This is a genomic window from Lentzea sp. NPDC092896 (assembly GCF_044754905.1).
In the GTDB taxonomy this organism is placed as follows: domain Bacteria; phylum Actinomycetota; class Actinomycetes; order Mycobacteriales; family Pseudonocardiaceae; genus Lentzea.
This window is the reverse complement of the sequence record NZ_JBIVPX010000001.1, coordinates 1909603-1924152: the sequence shown is the minus strand read 5'-3', so window position 1 is coordinate 1924152 and position 14550 is coordinate 1909603. Positions and strand designations below refer to the sequence as shown.

Here is a 14550-nt window from a genome sequence, read left to right as displayed (position 1 = left end):
CCTGGGTAACCGGGCGGCATGACCGATGCGTTGAATCCGGAAGCACCCCACTCCCCCGGTACCCCCAGCCTCGACGACCTCGACGTCGAGGAGCCTGAGGCGCCTCCGGAGGAGCCCTTCGACCCCGCCGCACCGCCGGACTGAGTCAGGCGCGAGCCGGTACCGCGGCGCGTGCGCCGGGAAGGAACCCGCGCGCCGCCGTCAGGAGCGTGCGAGCCTCCATCAGCTCGCCGTACTCGAGGTGTTCGTCGGCGACGGCGACGTGCGCCAAAGCCTGCCGCGGCGCGTCTGGGGCGTCCATCACGGCCTTAGCCAGGGATTTGCGCGCCCGTTCGGCCTGGTCGGAGAGGTTCGCTCCCCCGGTGGCACGGAGGAGGACGAGAGCGTCGCAGATCGCTCGGTCCAGTGAGCTGGAATGCACGTGATCGCCGCCTTTGGACAGCCGGGGACAAGGCGCGCCGACTGCTTGACGCGGCACCGGCTACCCGCGCCCGCCCCACGGCAAACCACCGGACGGCAAATCTACGAAAGAACGATGCCCCGTTGCTCCGGCACGAAGGCGGCGAAGTCGCGGTTGGTCTGCTCCCGGTGCAGCAGCCCGTTGACCCAGCGGACCACGTCGGCGGGTGCCGGCCGCGGGTCGCCGCTGAGCCGCGCGACGTCCACGAGGTCCCCGAGACGGTCCTCCACGGCGACCGACCAGCCGCTCAGTTCGTTCCAGACCAGGGCGACGTAATGGCTGGGGAAGTCCGGCAGACGCCCGTCCAGCGCCACGTAGGCACCGGTCAGCGGCTCCGCGTCGATGCACGAGCTGTCGCCGCGCAGTCCGAGGCCGGTGACGATCTCGCTGATGTAGCTCCGCACCTCGCGGGCCACCGCATCGTCGAAGTCGATGTCGAAGTCGATCTCGGACTCCATGGTCATGTCGCGCGGATACCCCTGCGGGGTGTCGGCAAAACCGGCCGGACGAGGCCCGCGCGCATGGCGTACACCACAGCCTGCAGGCGGTGCATGCTGAGCCTGCTCGTCACGCCCTGAATGACGTACTTCACGGTGCGTTCGGAGTAGCACAGCTTGGTCGCGGTCTCCCCGACCGGCGGCCATCAACCGCAGCTCGTCCACCTCGCGTTGCGTCAGGCCCGCCCAGTCGACCCCGCCATCGTGGGCCGCGCGTCTCGTCGGTCAGGAGACCGCTTCCACAGGCACTCTTGTTCGCCCAACATTTCACCGTCTCAACAGCAATCATGGCCGGATGCGATTCGAGACCGTGGAACGGCGTCGCGTGCGGTTCGGCATGGCCGAGGTGGAACGGGACCGCGACCGGCACGAAGCCTGGCTGATCAGCGTGGACGGCACCCCGCAGTCCTATGTGGACCTGCTGGACCCCGCCAGCCTGCCGTTCGACGCGATGCGCAGGGTCGCGGACGTGATCGACGCGCTGCCACCGGGGCCGGTGAACGCGCTGCACATCGGCGGTGCCGCCGGCAGCCTGCCGCGCTACGTGCACCACGTCCGCCGGGGCTCCGACCAGCTGGTCGTGGACGTCGACGGGGATCTGGTCGACCTGGTCAACGCCCATCTGCCGCTGCCGTCCGGGATCTCCGTGCGGGTCGAGAACGGCCTCGACACCATCCGTTCCGAGCGGGATCTCGACCTGATCGTCGTGGACGCGTTCGACGGCCGTTCCATGCCGGAGGAATTCGCGAGCGCGGCGTACCACCGGCACGTCTCCGAGGCGTTGACCGGCGATCGCACCTACATCGTGAACGTGCTCGACCAGCCCGATCTGCGCACCACGACCAGGCTGGCCGACGCCATCACCGCCCAGTTCGGCGTTCCGCTGGTGATCGCCGACCTGGGCGTGCTGGCGGGAACGGGCTCCGGCAACGTCGTCCTCGTGTCGACGAAGGCGGCGCTGCCGGTCGCGGAACTCGGCACGCGGGCTCGCGAAGCCCGTCTCCCCGCTTCCGTCTCAATTGGACTGTGATCTCAGTCGGTCAGCGCCACCAGTCCACCTTGGTCGGCTCGCGGAACGCGTTGGTCCCGCAGTGCACCTCGCCGCCTCCCCAGTGCAGGAAGTCCCAGTCCTCGACCCACTTCACCTCGACGGGCGTGCCCGCGAGCGCCTGCTCGGCCCTGCTCCTGAACAGGTCGACGCCGTCGACCCTCGGCCCGTGCGGGTCGGGTGCGCCGAAGACGCCGTCGCCCAGTGAGATGCCGTTCGGGATGCCCGCCGTGTGCGCGACGAACACCGTGCTCGGCGCCTGACCGGACCGCATCCGGTCGCGCAGGTCGTCCGCCTGGGCGCGCGTGATCCGCCCGGCGAGCTCGTCGACCTCCTGCCAGCCGAACTCCTGGAACAGCACCGGAACCCGGACGAGGTCGCGCCCGGTGAGCCCGGTCTCCCTGGTCAGCACGGCGAGCTGGGTGTCGACGTGCCGGGCGGCGGCCTCGTTCTGCCCCACGAACTTCGGGTCGGCGAGCGCCTGGTCGATCGTCGGCTTCTCCTTCTCGCTGGTGCCCTCGAACAGCACCGCCGCGCCGTGACCGTCCTTTGTGGCCTTGCGCAGCACGTCGAGCGCGAGCCTCGGGTCGGCGACCATCAGCGTCCAGCCGCGCGCGTTGCGGGCCGGGATCACGTGCACCGTCTCGTCGGAGTGGCCGACCGCGAGCCATCCCGTGTCGATGACGACCGGTTCCGCGTACTGCGAGCCGATCAGCGTCGCGAACGACGGGTCGGGCATGCGCTCGGCCGTGCTGCCGTACAACGGCCTGCCGAGCTCGTGGCCGCGATAGGGCGGCAGGCTCTCGTAGTTGCCGGTGGAGTTGAGGCTGTCGTCGACGGCAGGGCCGCGCTTGTCGGTGTACTGCTGCACGACGCCGACGTCCGGGCCCCGCAACGCGCTGAACACGACGCGTCCGCCGGGCCGCAGAGCGGGCGGGTAGGGCCTGCCCTCCAGCTCCATGGCGGGCCGGTAGTTGGCGCTGCGCAACAACACGCGCATGACCTGCGGTTTTCCGCCCGGCCCCGGCATGCTGGCCGTGGTGGGTTCGAAGACGTCCTGGAACCACCGGTCGTCGCTGGGGATCGCGGCAAGCGCGTCCTCCGGCAGGTCCGCCGCCTTCATCGCGGCGCGCAGCCCGGCGGCGAACTCGTCGTAGCCCGCGCTGTACTCCGGGCTGATCGGCTTCGAGGTGACTACCTTGCTCGGTGCCTTCAGATCGTTCTGCAAGATCAGCGGCGCCACGCGCAGCTGCACCGAGTCCGTGCCGCCGGCCTTCAGCGTGACGGTGACCGTGCCGTCCCAGACGGCCCTGTCCCTGATGACGTCCCGGCCCTCCAAGCCCAGTTTGGCACCCTTGCGCAGCTCAGCGGCGGTGAGCGTGCCGCTCTCGCCCAGAGACGTCCAGGTGCCGTCACGTTCGACCCAGAGGCGGGCGTACCTGCCCTCCCCCGCGCCGAGCGACACCGTGCCGTCCTTGCCGGCGTTGCGCGGCATCGTCCGCAGTGGCGCGAAGTCCTGGGCGTCCTGCGGGCCGTTGAGCACGTCGTCCTGGGCGTCGTTGCAGGCCGCGAGCCGTTCGTCGACCGCGATGGCACCGTCCTTCAGGTCCTCCTCGGTGACCTTGCAGCGCCGGCCGTCGTCGTCCAGGTTCGGCAGGAAGATCGCGCCCCTGGCCGAGGTCCACTTCCCCTTGCCCGCCCGGTCCGCCCAGTCGACCGTGCCACTTCTGTTGGTGTCGGCCAGGATCGTCGCTCCGGGTGCCGCCGTGGCCGGCATCCCCGTGAAGATCACACTCGCCAGCGCGACCACACCGGTGGTCGCCACAACGCGTTTCATCACAAGTTCCCCCTCGTGATCATGTGCACCCCACGCTAGGGAACTTCCCAATACGGACGCATCCGACTACAGGCGACTACGCCTCCGTCTCAGGTTGTGGGCCGAACGGGTGACGAGTGCCCTCGGCTCTCGCATACGGTTCGTTCATGGACGCGCTCACCTCGACTTCACTCCTGGGACGGGACGACGAGATCCGTTGCCTGTCCGGGATGCTCACCGCTGCCCGGGACGGGCGCGGTGGTGCACTGGTCCTGCGCGGCGAGGCGGGACTCGGGAAGAGCGCGTTGCTCGGCCACGTGCGGGAGTCTGCCGCCGGGTTCCGCGTGCTGGAGGCGTCCGGGTCGGAGTTCGAGACCGAGCTGCCGTTCGCGGCGCTGCACCAGTTGTGCCTGCCGTTGATGGACTCGCTGTCGGGGCATCACCGCGAGGCGCTCGAGGTCGCGTTCGGACTGGCGAGCGGGAAGCCCGACGTGTTGCGGATCGGCATGGCCACGCTGGACCTGCTCGCGGGCGGCGAGCCGGTGCTGTGCCTGCTGGACGACGCCCACTGGCTGGACGAGGCGTCCGCGCAGGTCCTCGCGTTCCTCGGGCGGCGGCTGGCCTCCGAACCGGTGGTGCTGGTGCTCGCCGCACGACGGCCGTGGGCGCGGTCGCGGCTGGACGAGCTGCCCGGCCTGGAACTGCGGGGTCTGGCCGACGCCGAGGCTCGCGCGTTGCTGACGTCCGGTCCGGTCGCGGTCGTGGACGACAAGGTGCGGGAGCGACTCCTCGCCGAAGCGCGCGGGAATCCGTTGGCCCTGCTGGAGCTGCCCAAGGCCGGTGGGTTCGCGCTGCCGGACGTGGCATCGGTGCCGAGTATGATCGAACGCAGCTTCCAGGAGCGGGCCGCACGCCTGCCCGCCGACGCCCAGCTGCTGCTGACCGTGGCGGGCGCCGATCCGACCGGTGAGCCGGGACTGCTGTGGGCCGCTGCCGCCGAGCTGGGCATCGACGTGGCGTCCGCCGGGGTGGAGGCCGAGGCGTCCGGGCTGGTCAGCTTCTCCACGCGGGTGCGGTTCTGCCATCCGCTCGCCCGGTCGGCCGTCTACCTCGCCGCCGCGCCTTCCCAGCGCCAGGCGGTGCACCTCGCGCTGGCGGCCGTCACCGATCCGGTGAGCGATCCCGACCGGCGGGTGTGGCATCGCGCGCAGGCCGGCACCGGGCCTGACGACTCGCTCGCGGCCGAGCTGGAACGCTCCGCCGACCGTGCCCGCGCTCGGGGCGGAGTGGCTGCCGCGGCGGCGTTTCTGGAGCGAGCGGCGGCGTTGTCCGTGGAGCCGGGGTCGCGGGCGGAACGCACGCTGGCCGCGGCGCAGACGAAGCTCGACGCGGGTGCGGTCGACGTCGCGGCCGAGCTGCTCACGACGTTCTCCGCCGATGACGCACGGGCGGATCTGCTGCGCGGCCGGATCGCGTTCGTGCGCGACAAGGAGAACAACGGGCCGTCGTTCGTGCTCAACGCGGCTCGCCGGATGACAGGGGCCGACGCACGCGACGGCGTGCTGGACGCGTTGGAGATCGCGCTCGCCTTCGGCCGTCCCACCGGCGTGATGGACGCCGTCGTGCGCGAGGCTCGCGGGCTCGAACGCGGCTCGGATGCGTTGGAGGCGTTGGTACTTCTCACGGACGAAGGTCATCGGGCCGCCGTTCCCCTGCTGCGCCAGGTGTTCTCCGGCGACGATCTGGTGTGGACGCGCCATCCCGCGCTGGCGACCATGCTCGCCGGTGAGCTGTGGGACACCGAGGTGCACTCGGCGGTGACCGGGTGGCTGCTGAAGACCGGGCAGCAGACCGGGTCGCCGTTCGTGCTGCGACTCGGGCTCGCCCAGCAGGCCGTCGGCGCGGTGATCACCGGCGAGTTCGGCAAGGCGGTGTCCGCCATCGCGGAGGAAGAGGCCGTCGCCGATGCCGTTGGCATGCCTCCGTTGCGGTACGCGCGGTTGCACCTGGCCGCGTATCGCGGGCAGAAGCCGGAAGTGCTGGCCGAGATCGAGCACTCGCTGAGGGAAGCCCAGCGACGGGCCGGGTGCCTGATCGCGAACACGCACTGGGCGTCCGCCGTGCTGCACAACGGTCTGGGCGACTACCCGGTGGCGTTGGCCGCTGCTCGCGAGGCGGTCGCGCCGGGCGATCTCTACCTCGCCGGGATGGCGTTGCCCGAACTGATCGAGGCGGCGGTGCGCTGCGGTGAGTCCTCGTTCGCCTCGGAAGCGTTGGGGGAACTGGTTTCCCGGACCTCGCCGTGCGAAACCGCGTGGGCGCGGGGCATCGCGGCCTACTCGCGGGCCCTCGTCACGGGTGAGGAGGAGTCGTACGTCGCGGCGGTGCAGCAGCTGGAGTCCAGCGCGGCCCGGCCTCAGCTCGCGCGAGCCCACCTGGTGTACGGCGAATGGTTGCGCCGCGCCGGCCGCCGCGTCGACGCCCGCACGCAACTGCGCGCCGCGCACGATCTGTTGTCCTCCATCGGAATGGAGGCCTTCGCCGCGCGCGCCGCGCTGGAGCTGAAAGCCACCGGCGAGGTCGCCCGCAGCCGTTCCGCCCAGGTCACCGACGAGCTGACCATGCAGGAGACGCACATCGCCCGGCTGGTGGCGACCGGGGCGACGTCCAAGGAGGTCGCCGCCCGGCTGTTCCTGAGCCCCCGCACGGTCGATGCCCACCTGCGGAACATCTTCCGCAAGGTGGGCATCAACTCACGCCGTCAGCTGGGGGACGTGTTCAGCTCAGCCTCGGCATGATCCCGAGCTGCTGAGCTGCCCAGAGGCCGTCCGCGTTGAGCCAGTACTCGGCGATCCTGCCGTCCTCGACGCGGAGAACGTCCGTGCCGTGGAACGACACCGCACCGGCCTCGGCGAGCCAGCGCACGACGTGGAACGGCTCCTGCGAGATCGGCCCCACCTCGACGGTGAACTTGAGTCCGGGCATGTTCTGGTGGGAGCCGCGCACCCACTCGACGAGCCCCTGCCGTCCACTGTGGTCTTCCGACGGTCCGCCGGTCAGCGGCGCCACGTGCCAGACGAAGTCCTCGTGGACGATCTTCCCGGCGAGGTCGAACTCGCCGTTCCAGAAGTCGAGCCAGTCCTGCACCAGGTCGCTCATCACTTGTCTCCGTGCTGGCCGGGGGCAGCGCTGCCCGTGTACTCGCCGAGGTCGGACACGAGCTGCGTGAGCTCGGGGTCGCTGTCGTACCGCTTCTGGTGCAGGGCCGCGATCTTCGCGCCCATCTCGGGGTCCTCGTCGTCGGTGATGTCGAACGAGGCGAACTTGTCCACCAGCGGCAGCCCGACCCGGTCGGTGTTGCGGTGCGCCGGGTGGATCAGGTACTCCCAGTAGCCGTCGAGGTCCTCGATGACGAACGTGGCGCCCCACTCGTACTCGCCGCCGAAATCTCGGCCGACCACGAAGGACTTGACGGACGGGATCACGCGGCCCTGGTTGCGCAGGCTCTCCAGCGCCTCCTCGATCTGCTCGGGCGAGGCGTCCTTGCGCAGGGTGAAGCGGTTGCCGTGGTAGATCATCAGTTCTTCTCCTTCGGTGCCAGGGCGAGGACCGCCCCTGCGATGGTGGTGACGACCCCGGTCCAGGTGAACGCGGCCGCGATGCCCGTGGCCTGGACGAGGGGTGCGATGACGAGCGGTGACAGGAACTGCCCCAGGAAGATCCCCGCGACGAGCCCGCTCAGGACCCGGCCGCGTTGCTCGGGCCGGGCGAGGTTCGCGAGGCCCGTGTTGAGGTTCGGCACGACCAGGCCGACGCCGAACCCGCCGATCAGCAGGCCCGCGGTGACCAGCGCGACCCCGTTCGCGTAGCCGATGACCAGCCACCCGACGCCGAGCAGCACGACGCTGATGGCGGTGATCTTCGTGGTCTTGAGCTTCGGGAACACGAGTGCTCCCACGACGCTGGTGAGCGTGCTGCCCGCGATCACGAACCCGATGACCGCGGGGCTCGCGTTCATGCCTCGCAGCAGGAACGGCAGCTGCGTGGGGGCCATGAAGAACACGAGGGTCGCGATGAGGGCCATCAGGTAGATCCCGATGGCTTTCCGGGGAAATGCCTGGCCACCGACGGTCTGGGGTGGTGCCGGCCGTTCGCCGGTCAGACCCGTCGCGGCGGCCAGGGCTATCAGTGCGGCGACACTGTAGAGCCAGAACGGCAGCCGCCAGTCGATGCCCGCCAACACCCCTGCCAGCGGCAGGAACACGACCCCGCCCAAGCTGGCCGCGGCCTGCTGGAAGCCCAGGAACCGGCCACGTTCAGGGCCTTCGAACCAGTCGGTGATGAGGGCGCTGACCGCGGTCATGACGCCACCGACCGCGAGGCCGAGCAGCGTTCTGGTACCCAGCAGGACGGGCAGGCTGGTCACGAAGTACCCCGCCGTGCCGGCCACGGCGTAGAGGGCGAGGCTGGCCGTGAGCAGCGGCTTGCGGCCCGTCCGGTCGGCGACCAGGCCCGCCAGCGGCGCGCTCACCGCGATGGCCAGCGAGGTGATGGTCAGAGCGAGCCTGACCAGGACGCCGTCGCCGTACACCTCGCCCATCGCGGGCAGGCTCGGGGCGATGATCGCCGCGGCCATGATCGTGAGTGTGGCGGAGGCCAGGACCACCGCCCTGGCCGTTCGCGTTGGCGCAGTTCGTGTTGTCACGCCACAAGACTCGCCCCGGAGTGGGGTCGTTCGCGTCGGTAGGCGTTACGTAGATCGCGTAGGTGACTGCCTACATCCGGTCGAGCAGCCGGGCGCGTGCGACCTCCAGGTGCGCGGTCATCGCCGCACTGGCCCCGATCTCGTCCCGGGCGACCAGCGCGTCCACGATCGCGCGGTGCTCGGTGATCGTCTGCACCCCGAACGGCTGCTGGAAGTTCAGCCGGAACAGGTGCAGGTGGCAGTGGGTCTTGGCGAACGACTGCAGGACGGCCTCGTTGCCCGCGATCCGCAGGATCAGCTCGTGCAACCGCTGGTCGTGCGCCGTGAGGTTCTTGTAGTCGTCGTAGGCGTCATCGGCGGGAGCCGACGGACAGGTCGCCAGCTCCTCCTCGATGAGGTCGTCGAACTCGGCCGTCATGCGGCCCGCCGCCAGAGCCGCGGACGGCGGCTCCAGCAGCAGTCGCAGGGCGTACAGGTCGTCGACCTGCTTGCGGTTCAGCAGGTCCGTCACGCTGTAGCCGCGCAACGGGAGCCTGCTGACCAGTTCTTCGGATTCGAGGCGTGCCAGGGCTTCCCGGACGGGCGTTGGGGACACGTCGAGCTGACGCGCGAGTTCGTCTATGTTCACGCGGGCGCCGGGCGCGATGCCGTCGCTCATGATCAGGGCACGGATCTGCTCGTAGACGTCATCCGCGAGCACGCGCCTGGTCGGTATCCGCAACACCACTCCTGAGACTCCCGTCAGTTCTTGGCCAGTATCTCCTGCGAGACGCGTTCCATCTCGGCGAACACGTCGTCGGAGCGCTGGCCTGCGAAGTACGCCTCGAAGAGGGGCTGTTCGGCGGACTGGACCGCCGAGCCGTTGGCGTACGCGCTGGACGGGTAGAGGACGCCGTCCTTCACGTACTGGTTGAAGACGGTGAGGTCGACGCCCTGCGTCTTCATGGAGGTCACCGTGTTGTCCATGGCGGCGGGAATCGACGGGAAGAACGTGCCGGTGGCGCCCGCCTTGGTCTGGCACTCCTCGCTGCCCATGTAGCTGACCCACTTCCAGGTCAGGTCGGGGTTCTTGGTGCCGGCCCAGACGTTGTTGCCGTTCGAGTTGGACAGCACGGAGCGCTTGCCGTCCGGACCCAGCACGGTCGGCGCGATGCCGACCTTCACGCCGGGGATCTTCCCGAACGACGGCGCCGACCACGAGCCGCCCATCGTCATCGCGACCTTGCCGGAGCCGATCAGGTCGACGTCGGAGATCGTGGACTGGCTGCCGGTGGTGAAGGTGCCGAGCTTCGGGGAGAAACCGCGCTCGGTCAGCGACAGGACCCACTTCATCGTCTTGGTGAAGCGCGGGTCGGTGTAGTTGAACTTGGTGGGCCACTGGTCCTTGTCGCCCAGCCGCCAGCCGAGGGTGTTGACGAACGGCGCCCAGCTCGTCTCGCCGATGAAGCTGCGGCCCGCCATCGCGCCGATGCCGTAGGTGGCGATCTGCGTCTTGTCGAAGCCCGCCTCGTCACCGTGCTTGCCGTTCTTGTCGATCGTCAGGCGGGCGACGACCTTGTCGAACGTGCCGCCGTCGTCCGGGTTCCAGGACAGCTTCTGCACGTCGGCCTCCGCCACGCCGGCCTTGGCCAGCATGTCGGCGTTGTAGTAGAGGCCGGAGGCGGCCCAGTCGAGCGGCAGCCCGTACTGCTTGCCGTCGGTGAACTTCCACGTGTCGACGCCGACCGAGAACCTCTTCAGGTCCACAGAGGACTTCGCGATCAGGTCGTCCAGCGGCATCAGCTGGTGCTGCGAGGCGTAGGCCTGCAGGAACTGCACCGAGTTCTGGAACGCGTCGGGCGCGGTGCCCGCCACGAAACCGGCGGTGAGCTTGGTGAAGTAGTCGTCCACGTTGTAGCGGGTGATCTTCACGTCGGTGCCGGGGTTGGCGGCCTCGAACGCCTTCTCGCACTCGCCGTAGGCGACTGCCTGCTTGTCGTCCCAGGTCCACCAGTTCACGGTGGTGCCGGAGCCCGTGTCGGAACTCCCACACCCCGCGACCACCAGGGCTGTTGCTGCTACCAGGGCAGCGGCGGCGATTTTCATGGCTTCTCCAAGAGACGGGATCGGAAGGCGTCGAGTGCGATGTCGAGGTCGTCGGAGCCGCCCGCCTCGTGGGCGCTGTGCTCCCAGACGGCCATCTCCCTGGGTCCGGCGTAGGCGTGGTAAGCGCCGAACACGGTGGACGGCGGCACGATGTCGTCCATCAGGCCGACCGAGAACCACGCGGGAGCCGTGGCCTTGGCGGCGAACCCCACACCGTCGAAATAGGACAGTGCGGGGAAGACGTCGGAACGCCGGTTGTCGGCGATGTAGTGGGTCAGCTCGGTGTAGGGCGGACGGCCGCAGACGTTCAGCGCCCGGCGGAAGTCGCAGAGGAACGGCGCCTGCGTGTGGACGGCGGCCAGGTCGGACACGAGACCGGCGACGGCCAGCGCGATTCCGCCGCCCTGGCTGTTGCCGATCGCGGCGACGTCCGCGGAACCCAACGTGCGCACGGCATCGACCGCGCGCACCGCGTCCGTGAAGACGCGACGGTAGAAGTAGGTGGAGCGGTCGGCGATGCCGCGGGTCAGGAACCCGCCACCGCCGCGCTGGTCCCTGACCTCGACCTGCAGGTGCGCGAACCCGGCACTGGCCCAGGTCAGATTCTCGACCGCGCCGCCCCGGTTACCGCCGTAGCCGTGGTACTGCACGACAGCGGGAAGTCCGGACTGCCCCTTCGGAGTCCGCAGCCACGCGTGGATCCGGTCGCCGCCGAACCCCGAGAACGACACGTCGTAGACGTCGAGCGTCTTGAGCGGCGTGTCCACGGGCACGGCCTCGACGTCCAGGTCGATCGCCCGCGCCTCGGCCAGCGTCGAGTCCCAGAACGAGTCGAAGTCGTCCGGCCGCACGTAGGAGCTGCGGTACTCCCACAGCTCGTCCAATCCGAGATCGGTCAGCACGACATCCTCCCGCGCACTTCGACAACGTCGCTCACGACGACCTCGGTGATCTCGCCACCGATGCTCACCGGCACGAACTCCGACGCGTCACCGGACACCCGCCGCACCCGCACCAGCACATCGCCGTCATGCCACGTGACGTCGACGGACAGCCCGCCGCGGCAACGAAGTCCGCGAGCAGTACCGGAGGACCATCCGGAGGGCAGCGCGGGCAGGACGTCGATCACGCCGGTGTGGCTCTGCACCACGACTTCCGCGAGTGCCGCGGTGAAGCCGTAGTTGCCGTCGATCTGGAACGGCGGGTGCGTGCTGAACAGGTTCGGCAGCAGGCCGCCCCACTCGGAGCCGTCGACCGGTGCGTCTCGGTGCCGGTCGCCGGTGAAGGGCTGCGAGGCCTCGGACAGCAGCGACCGCACGGTCTCGCCGTCACCAAGCCGGGCCCGTAGCGCCATCTTCCAGGCCCACGACCAGCCCATCGCGCCGTTGCCGCGCTGGTCCAGCACCTCGACGGCGGCGTCGCCCAGCGGCGTGCCGGCGACGATCTGGCCGAGCGGGTAGACCGACACCATGTGCGACATGTGCCGGTGCGTCGGGTCTTCCTCGGGCAGGTCGTGGGCCCACTCCCCCAGCCGGCCGTCGTCCAGCACCGGGACGGGCCGCAGCCGGGGCAGCGCCGCGGAGATCTCCGCGACCAGCGGATCGGCGCGGCCGGACGCCAGCGCGAGCGCCAGGGTCCGTTCGAAGACGGCGCGGACGAGCACCACGTCCATCGTCACGGACCAGGTCAGCGCCTGCGGCCTGCCGTCGACGAGGAACCAGTTCTCCGGCGACGTCGAGGGGCACGTGTCGAGGTGGCCGTCGGGGCCTTCGACCAGCCAGTCGAGGAGGAACTCCGCACAGCCGCGCAGCAACGGCCACGCACGCTCCAAAGTGGACCAGGTACGGGCGAAGTCGTAGTGGTCCCAGGCGTGTTGGACCAGCCACGCGCCGCCCATCTGCCAGATCGCCCACGACACCGCGCCGTGGCCCATGCCGACCGGCAGTGCCCAGCCCCACGCGTCGGTGTTGTGGTGCGCGACCCAGCCGCGCGCTCCGTACAGGTCCCGCGCCACCTCGCCGCCGGTCACCGCGAGCTTCTCCAGCAGTTCCAGCAACGGGTCGTGGCACTCGGCGAGCCCGGTGACCTCGGCGGCCCAGTAGTTCATCTGGGTGTTGATGTTGATCGTGTAGTTCGAGGACCAGGCCGGACGCAGGTCGCCGTTCCAGATGCCCTGGAGGTTCGCGGGCGGCGCGCCCGGCCGTGACGACGAGACCAGCAGATACCGGCCGTACGCGAACAGCACGGACGCGACGAGCTGCTCGTCCTTGCCGGACAACAACTCTGGCACGTCGACCACCTCGGGCAGGTCACCGAACCGCACCTCGCACGCGTCCATCAGCGTCATGTGGTTGCCGTGGCGCCGGCCGGTCCACCGCGACCCGTCCGTCGTGGAACTGGTGAGCGTGAGCAGCCAGCGCTCGCCCTCGCTCACCTTGACCGTCACCGTGCCCTGTTCCCCCGCGCCGTAGACGGGAGCCTCGACCTGAGGTTCGTGCCTCGGTGCCGAGTCGATGGGAATCTCGACGACGAGGTTGAGCCCGTCGCGCGAAAGCTCGCGCAACGGCGTGGAGATCTCGACGTCGGTGGGCACCGCACCGATGATCTCCACGCACAGTGCGGTTTCCGAAGTCCACACGCGCCGCTCGACGTCCAAGCCGTCGATGGTCAGCCGCTCGGTGACGACGCCCGTGCTCAGATCCAACGTGCGGCCGTGCGACTCGCCTTCGGGCAGCGTGATCCACAGGTCCACGTACGGCAGGAACGTCTGGCTGTACGGCCCTTCGAACGACATCAGCAGCTCGGTGGCCCGTTCCAGATCGCCGCCGAAGATCGCCTCACGCACCTGCGCGAGCCGTTCCGGACCGGCTCCGGAAGCCAGTACGTCCGCCAGGGCGAGAGAAGGCCCGTCAGCGGTGCCCGACCACACGGTCGCGTCGTTGACCTGCACGCGAGACCGCCCGGCCCCGCCGAACACCATCGCGCCGAGGCGGCCGTTGCCCACGGGCAGCGCCTCGGTCCATTCCGTCGCAGCCGACGGCCAGTGCAGTCTCACTTGATCCCCGTGAAGCCGATGGAGTTGACCAGCCGCCGCCCGAAGACCACGAACAGCAGCAACATCGGCAGCGCCGCGACCAGCGTCGCCGCCATCAGGCCGGCCCAGTCCAGCGACGCCTGCGGTGAGGACTGCTTGAACACCGCGAGCGCGAGGGTGAGCGGACGGACCGACTCGTCGTTGGTCACGAGCAACGGCCAGAAGTAGTCGTTCCAGGTGGTGATGAACGTCAGCAGCGTCAGGGTCGCCATCGGCGCGACGCTCATCGGCAGCACTATTCGGAAGCACACGCGCAACGGCCCGGCGCCGTCGATGATCGCGGCCTCCTCGACCTCGTTCGAGAGCCCGAGCATGAACTGCCGCAGGAAGAAGATGTTGAACGCGGAGAAGAACGCGCCGGGCAGGATCATGCCGCCGAAGCTGTTGAGCAGCCCCAGATCCTTCATCAGCACGAAGTTCGGCAGCAGCGTGAACACCGACGGCACCATCAGCGCCGTCAGCAGGACGCCGAAGACGAGATCCCGGCCCTTCCAGTACAGCCGGGCGAACGCGTACGCGGCCAGTGCCGAGAACACGACCGTGAAGAGCGTCAGCAGTCCCGCGTACACAATGGAGTTCCACAACGCGAGCGCCAGGTCGATGCTGGCCCCCGAACCACCTTCCGCGGCCGCTTCGGCGGGGGAGGCCAGCCCGAGAGCGCGTTTGAACGGGCCCCAGGTGAAGTCCACGGGCAGCAACGACGACGGGTCCGTCGACATCGCGAAGTTGTTGGACAGCGCGGTCCGCACGATCCAGTAGAAGGGGAAGATCGTGACCAGCAGGACGACGACCAGGTAGCCCCAGGCGACGCCCCTGCCGAGCTTCATCGAGAGGTTCACCGGGCC

General features: G+C 69.7%; 14 protein-coding genes. 3 read left to right on the top strand and 11 right to left on the bottom strand.

The genetic code is table 11. The annotated features are described in order from the left end of the window. Window positions 1–18: 18 nt before the first annotated feature. Window positions 19–144: a hypothetical protein gene (locus ACIQF0_RS08515; RefSeq protein ID WP_360029726.1), complete on the top strand. Its 126-nt coding sequence runs from the start codon at window positions 19–21 to the stop codon at window positions 142–144. A gap of 1 nt (window position 145) precedes the next feature. Here ACIQF0_RS08515 and ACIQF0_RS08510 read toward each other — a convergent pair whose 3' ends face one another. Together ACIQF0_RS08510 and ACIQF0_RS08505 are read right to left on the bottom strand one after the other, a co-directional pair. Next, the gene (locus tag ACIQF0_RS08510) at window positions 146–421 is read right to left on the bottom strand and encodes a hypothetical protein (RefSeq protein ID WP_360029725.1); all 276 of its coding nucleotides are present in this window, start codon (window positions 419–421) and stop codon (window positions 146–148) included. A gap of 101 nt (window positions 422–522) precedes the next feature. Next, entirely contained in the window at window positions 523–924 is a 402-nt protein-coding gene (locus tag ACIQF0_RS08505) for a DUF6292 family protein (protein ID WP_401026164.1), read from the bottom strand. A gap of 328 nt (window positions 925–1252) precedes the next feature. Here ACIQF0_RS08505 and ACIQF0_RS08500 point away from each other — a divergent pair, with 328 nt between their 5' ends. Continuing rightward, window positions 1253–1987, top strand: coding sequence for a spermidine synthase (locus ACIQF0_RS08500; RefSeq protein WP_401026161.1), 735 nt, complete (start codon window positions 1253–1255; stop codon window positions 1985–1987). A gap of 10 nt (window positions 1988–1997) precedes the next feature. Here the strand turns inward: ACIQF0_RS08500 and ACIQF0_RS08495 are convergent, their stop codons facing one another. Then, window positions 1998–3842, bottom strand: a complete 1845-nt coding sequence (locus ACIQF0_RS08495) for a protein-arginine deiminase family protein (RefSeq protein ID WP_401026158.1) — start codon at window positions 3840–3842, stop codon at window positions 1998–2000. A 146-nt stretch (window positions 3843–3988) separates the two neighbouring features. On the opposite strand from ACIQF0_RS08495, the gene ACIQF0_RS08490 reads away from it, so the two are divergent. Next, complete coding sequence (locus tag ACIQF0_RS08490) at window positions 3989–6619, top strand: AAA family ATPase (RefSeq protein WP_401026156.1); 2631 nt, start codon at window positions 3989–3991, stop codon at window positions 6617–6619. Here the strand turns inward: ACIQF0_RS08490 and ACIQF0_RS08485 are convergent. The 8 genes from ACIQF0_RS08485 to ACIQF0_RS08450 form a co-directional block, all read right to left on the bottom strand. Next, window positions 6600–6980, bottom strand: a complete 381-nt coding sequence (locus ACIQF0_RS08485) for an ester cyclase (RefSeq protein ID WP_401026153.1) — start codon at window positions 6978–6980, stop codon at window positions 6600–6602. The genes ACIQF0_RS08490 and ACIQF0_RS08485 overlap by 20 nt on opposite strands. Then, window positions 6980–7399 carry a Dabb family protein gene (locus tag ACIQF0_RS08480; RefSeq protein WP_093601950.1) on the bottom strand — a complete coding sequence of 140 codons (420 nt, stop codon included), beginning with the start codon at window positions 7397–7399 and terminating at the stop codon, window positions 6980–6982. Before ACIQF0_RS08480 ends, ACIQF0_RS08485 begins: the two co-directional genes overlap by 1 nt. Next, window positions 7399–8487: an MFS transporter gene (locus ACIQF0_RS08475; RefSeq protein WP_401027759.1), complete on the bottom strand. Its 1089-nt coding sequence runs from the start codon at window positions 8485–8487 to the stop codon at window positions 7399–7401. Before ACIQF0_RS08475 ends, ACIQF0_RS08480 begins: the two co-directional genes overlap by 1 nt. Before the next feature lie 109 nt (window positions 8488–8596). Next, a complete protein-coding gene (locus ACIQF0_RS08470) occupies window positions 8597–9247 on the bottom strand; it encodes a GntR family transcriptional regulator (RefSeq protein ID WP_401026150.1) in 651 nt (216 codons plus the stop codon). 20 nt (window positions 9248–9267) lie between these two features. Continuing rightward, window positions 9268–10611, bottom strand: a complete 1344-nt coding sequence (locus tag ACIQF0_RS08465) for an ABC transporter substrate-binding protein (RefSeq protein WP_401026147.1) — start codon at window positions 10609–10611, stop codon at window positions 9268–9270. After that, the gene (locus ACIQF0_RS08460; RefSeq protein WP_401026144.1) at window positions 10608–11513 is read right to left on the bottom strand and encodes an acetylxylan esterase; all 906 of its coding nucleotides are present in this window, start codon (window positions 11511–11513) and stop codon (window positions 10608–10610) included. Before ACIQF0_RS08460 ends, ACIQF0_RS08465 begins: the two co-directional genes overlap by 4 nt. Next, on the bottom strand, window positions 11507–13666 hold the full coding sequence (locus tag ACIQF0_RS08455) for a glycosyl hydrolase family 95 catalytic domain-containing protein (protein ID WP_401026142.1): 2160 nt from the start codon (window positions 13664–13666) through the stop codon (window positions 11507–11509). The genes ACIQF0_RS08460 and ACIQF0_RS08455 overlap by 7 nt, the downstream gene beginning before the upstream one ends. Then, window positions 13663–14544 carry a carbohydrate ABC transporter permease gene (locus ACIQF0_RS08450; RefSeq protein ID WP_401026140.1) on the bottom strand — a complete coding sequence of 294 codons (882 nt, stop codon included), beginning with the start codon at window positions 14542–14544 and terminating at the stop codon, window positions 13663–13665. Before ACIQF0_RS08450 ends, ACIQF0_RS08455 begins: the two co-directional genes overlap by 4 nt. Window positions 14545–14550 lie beyond the last annotated feature (6 nt).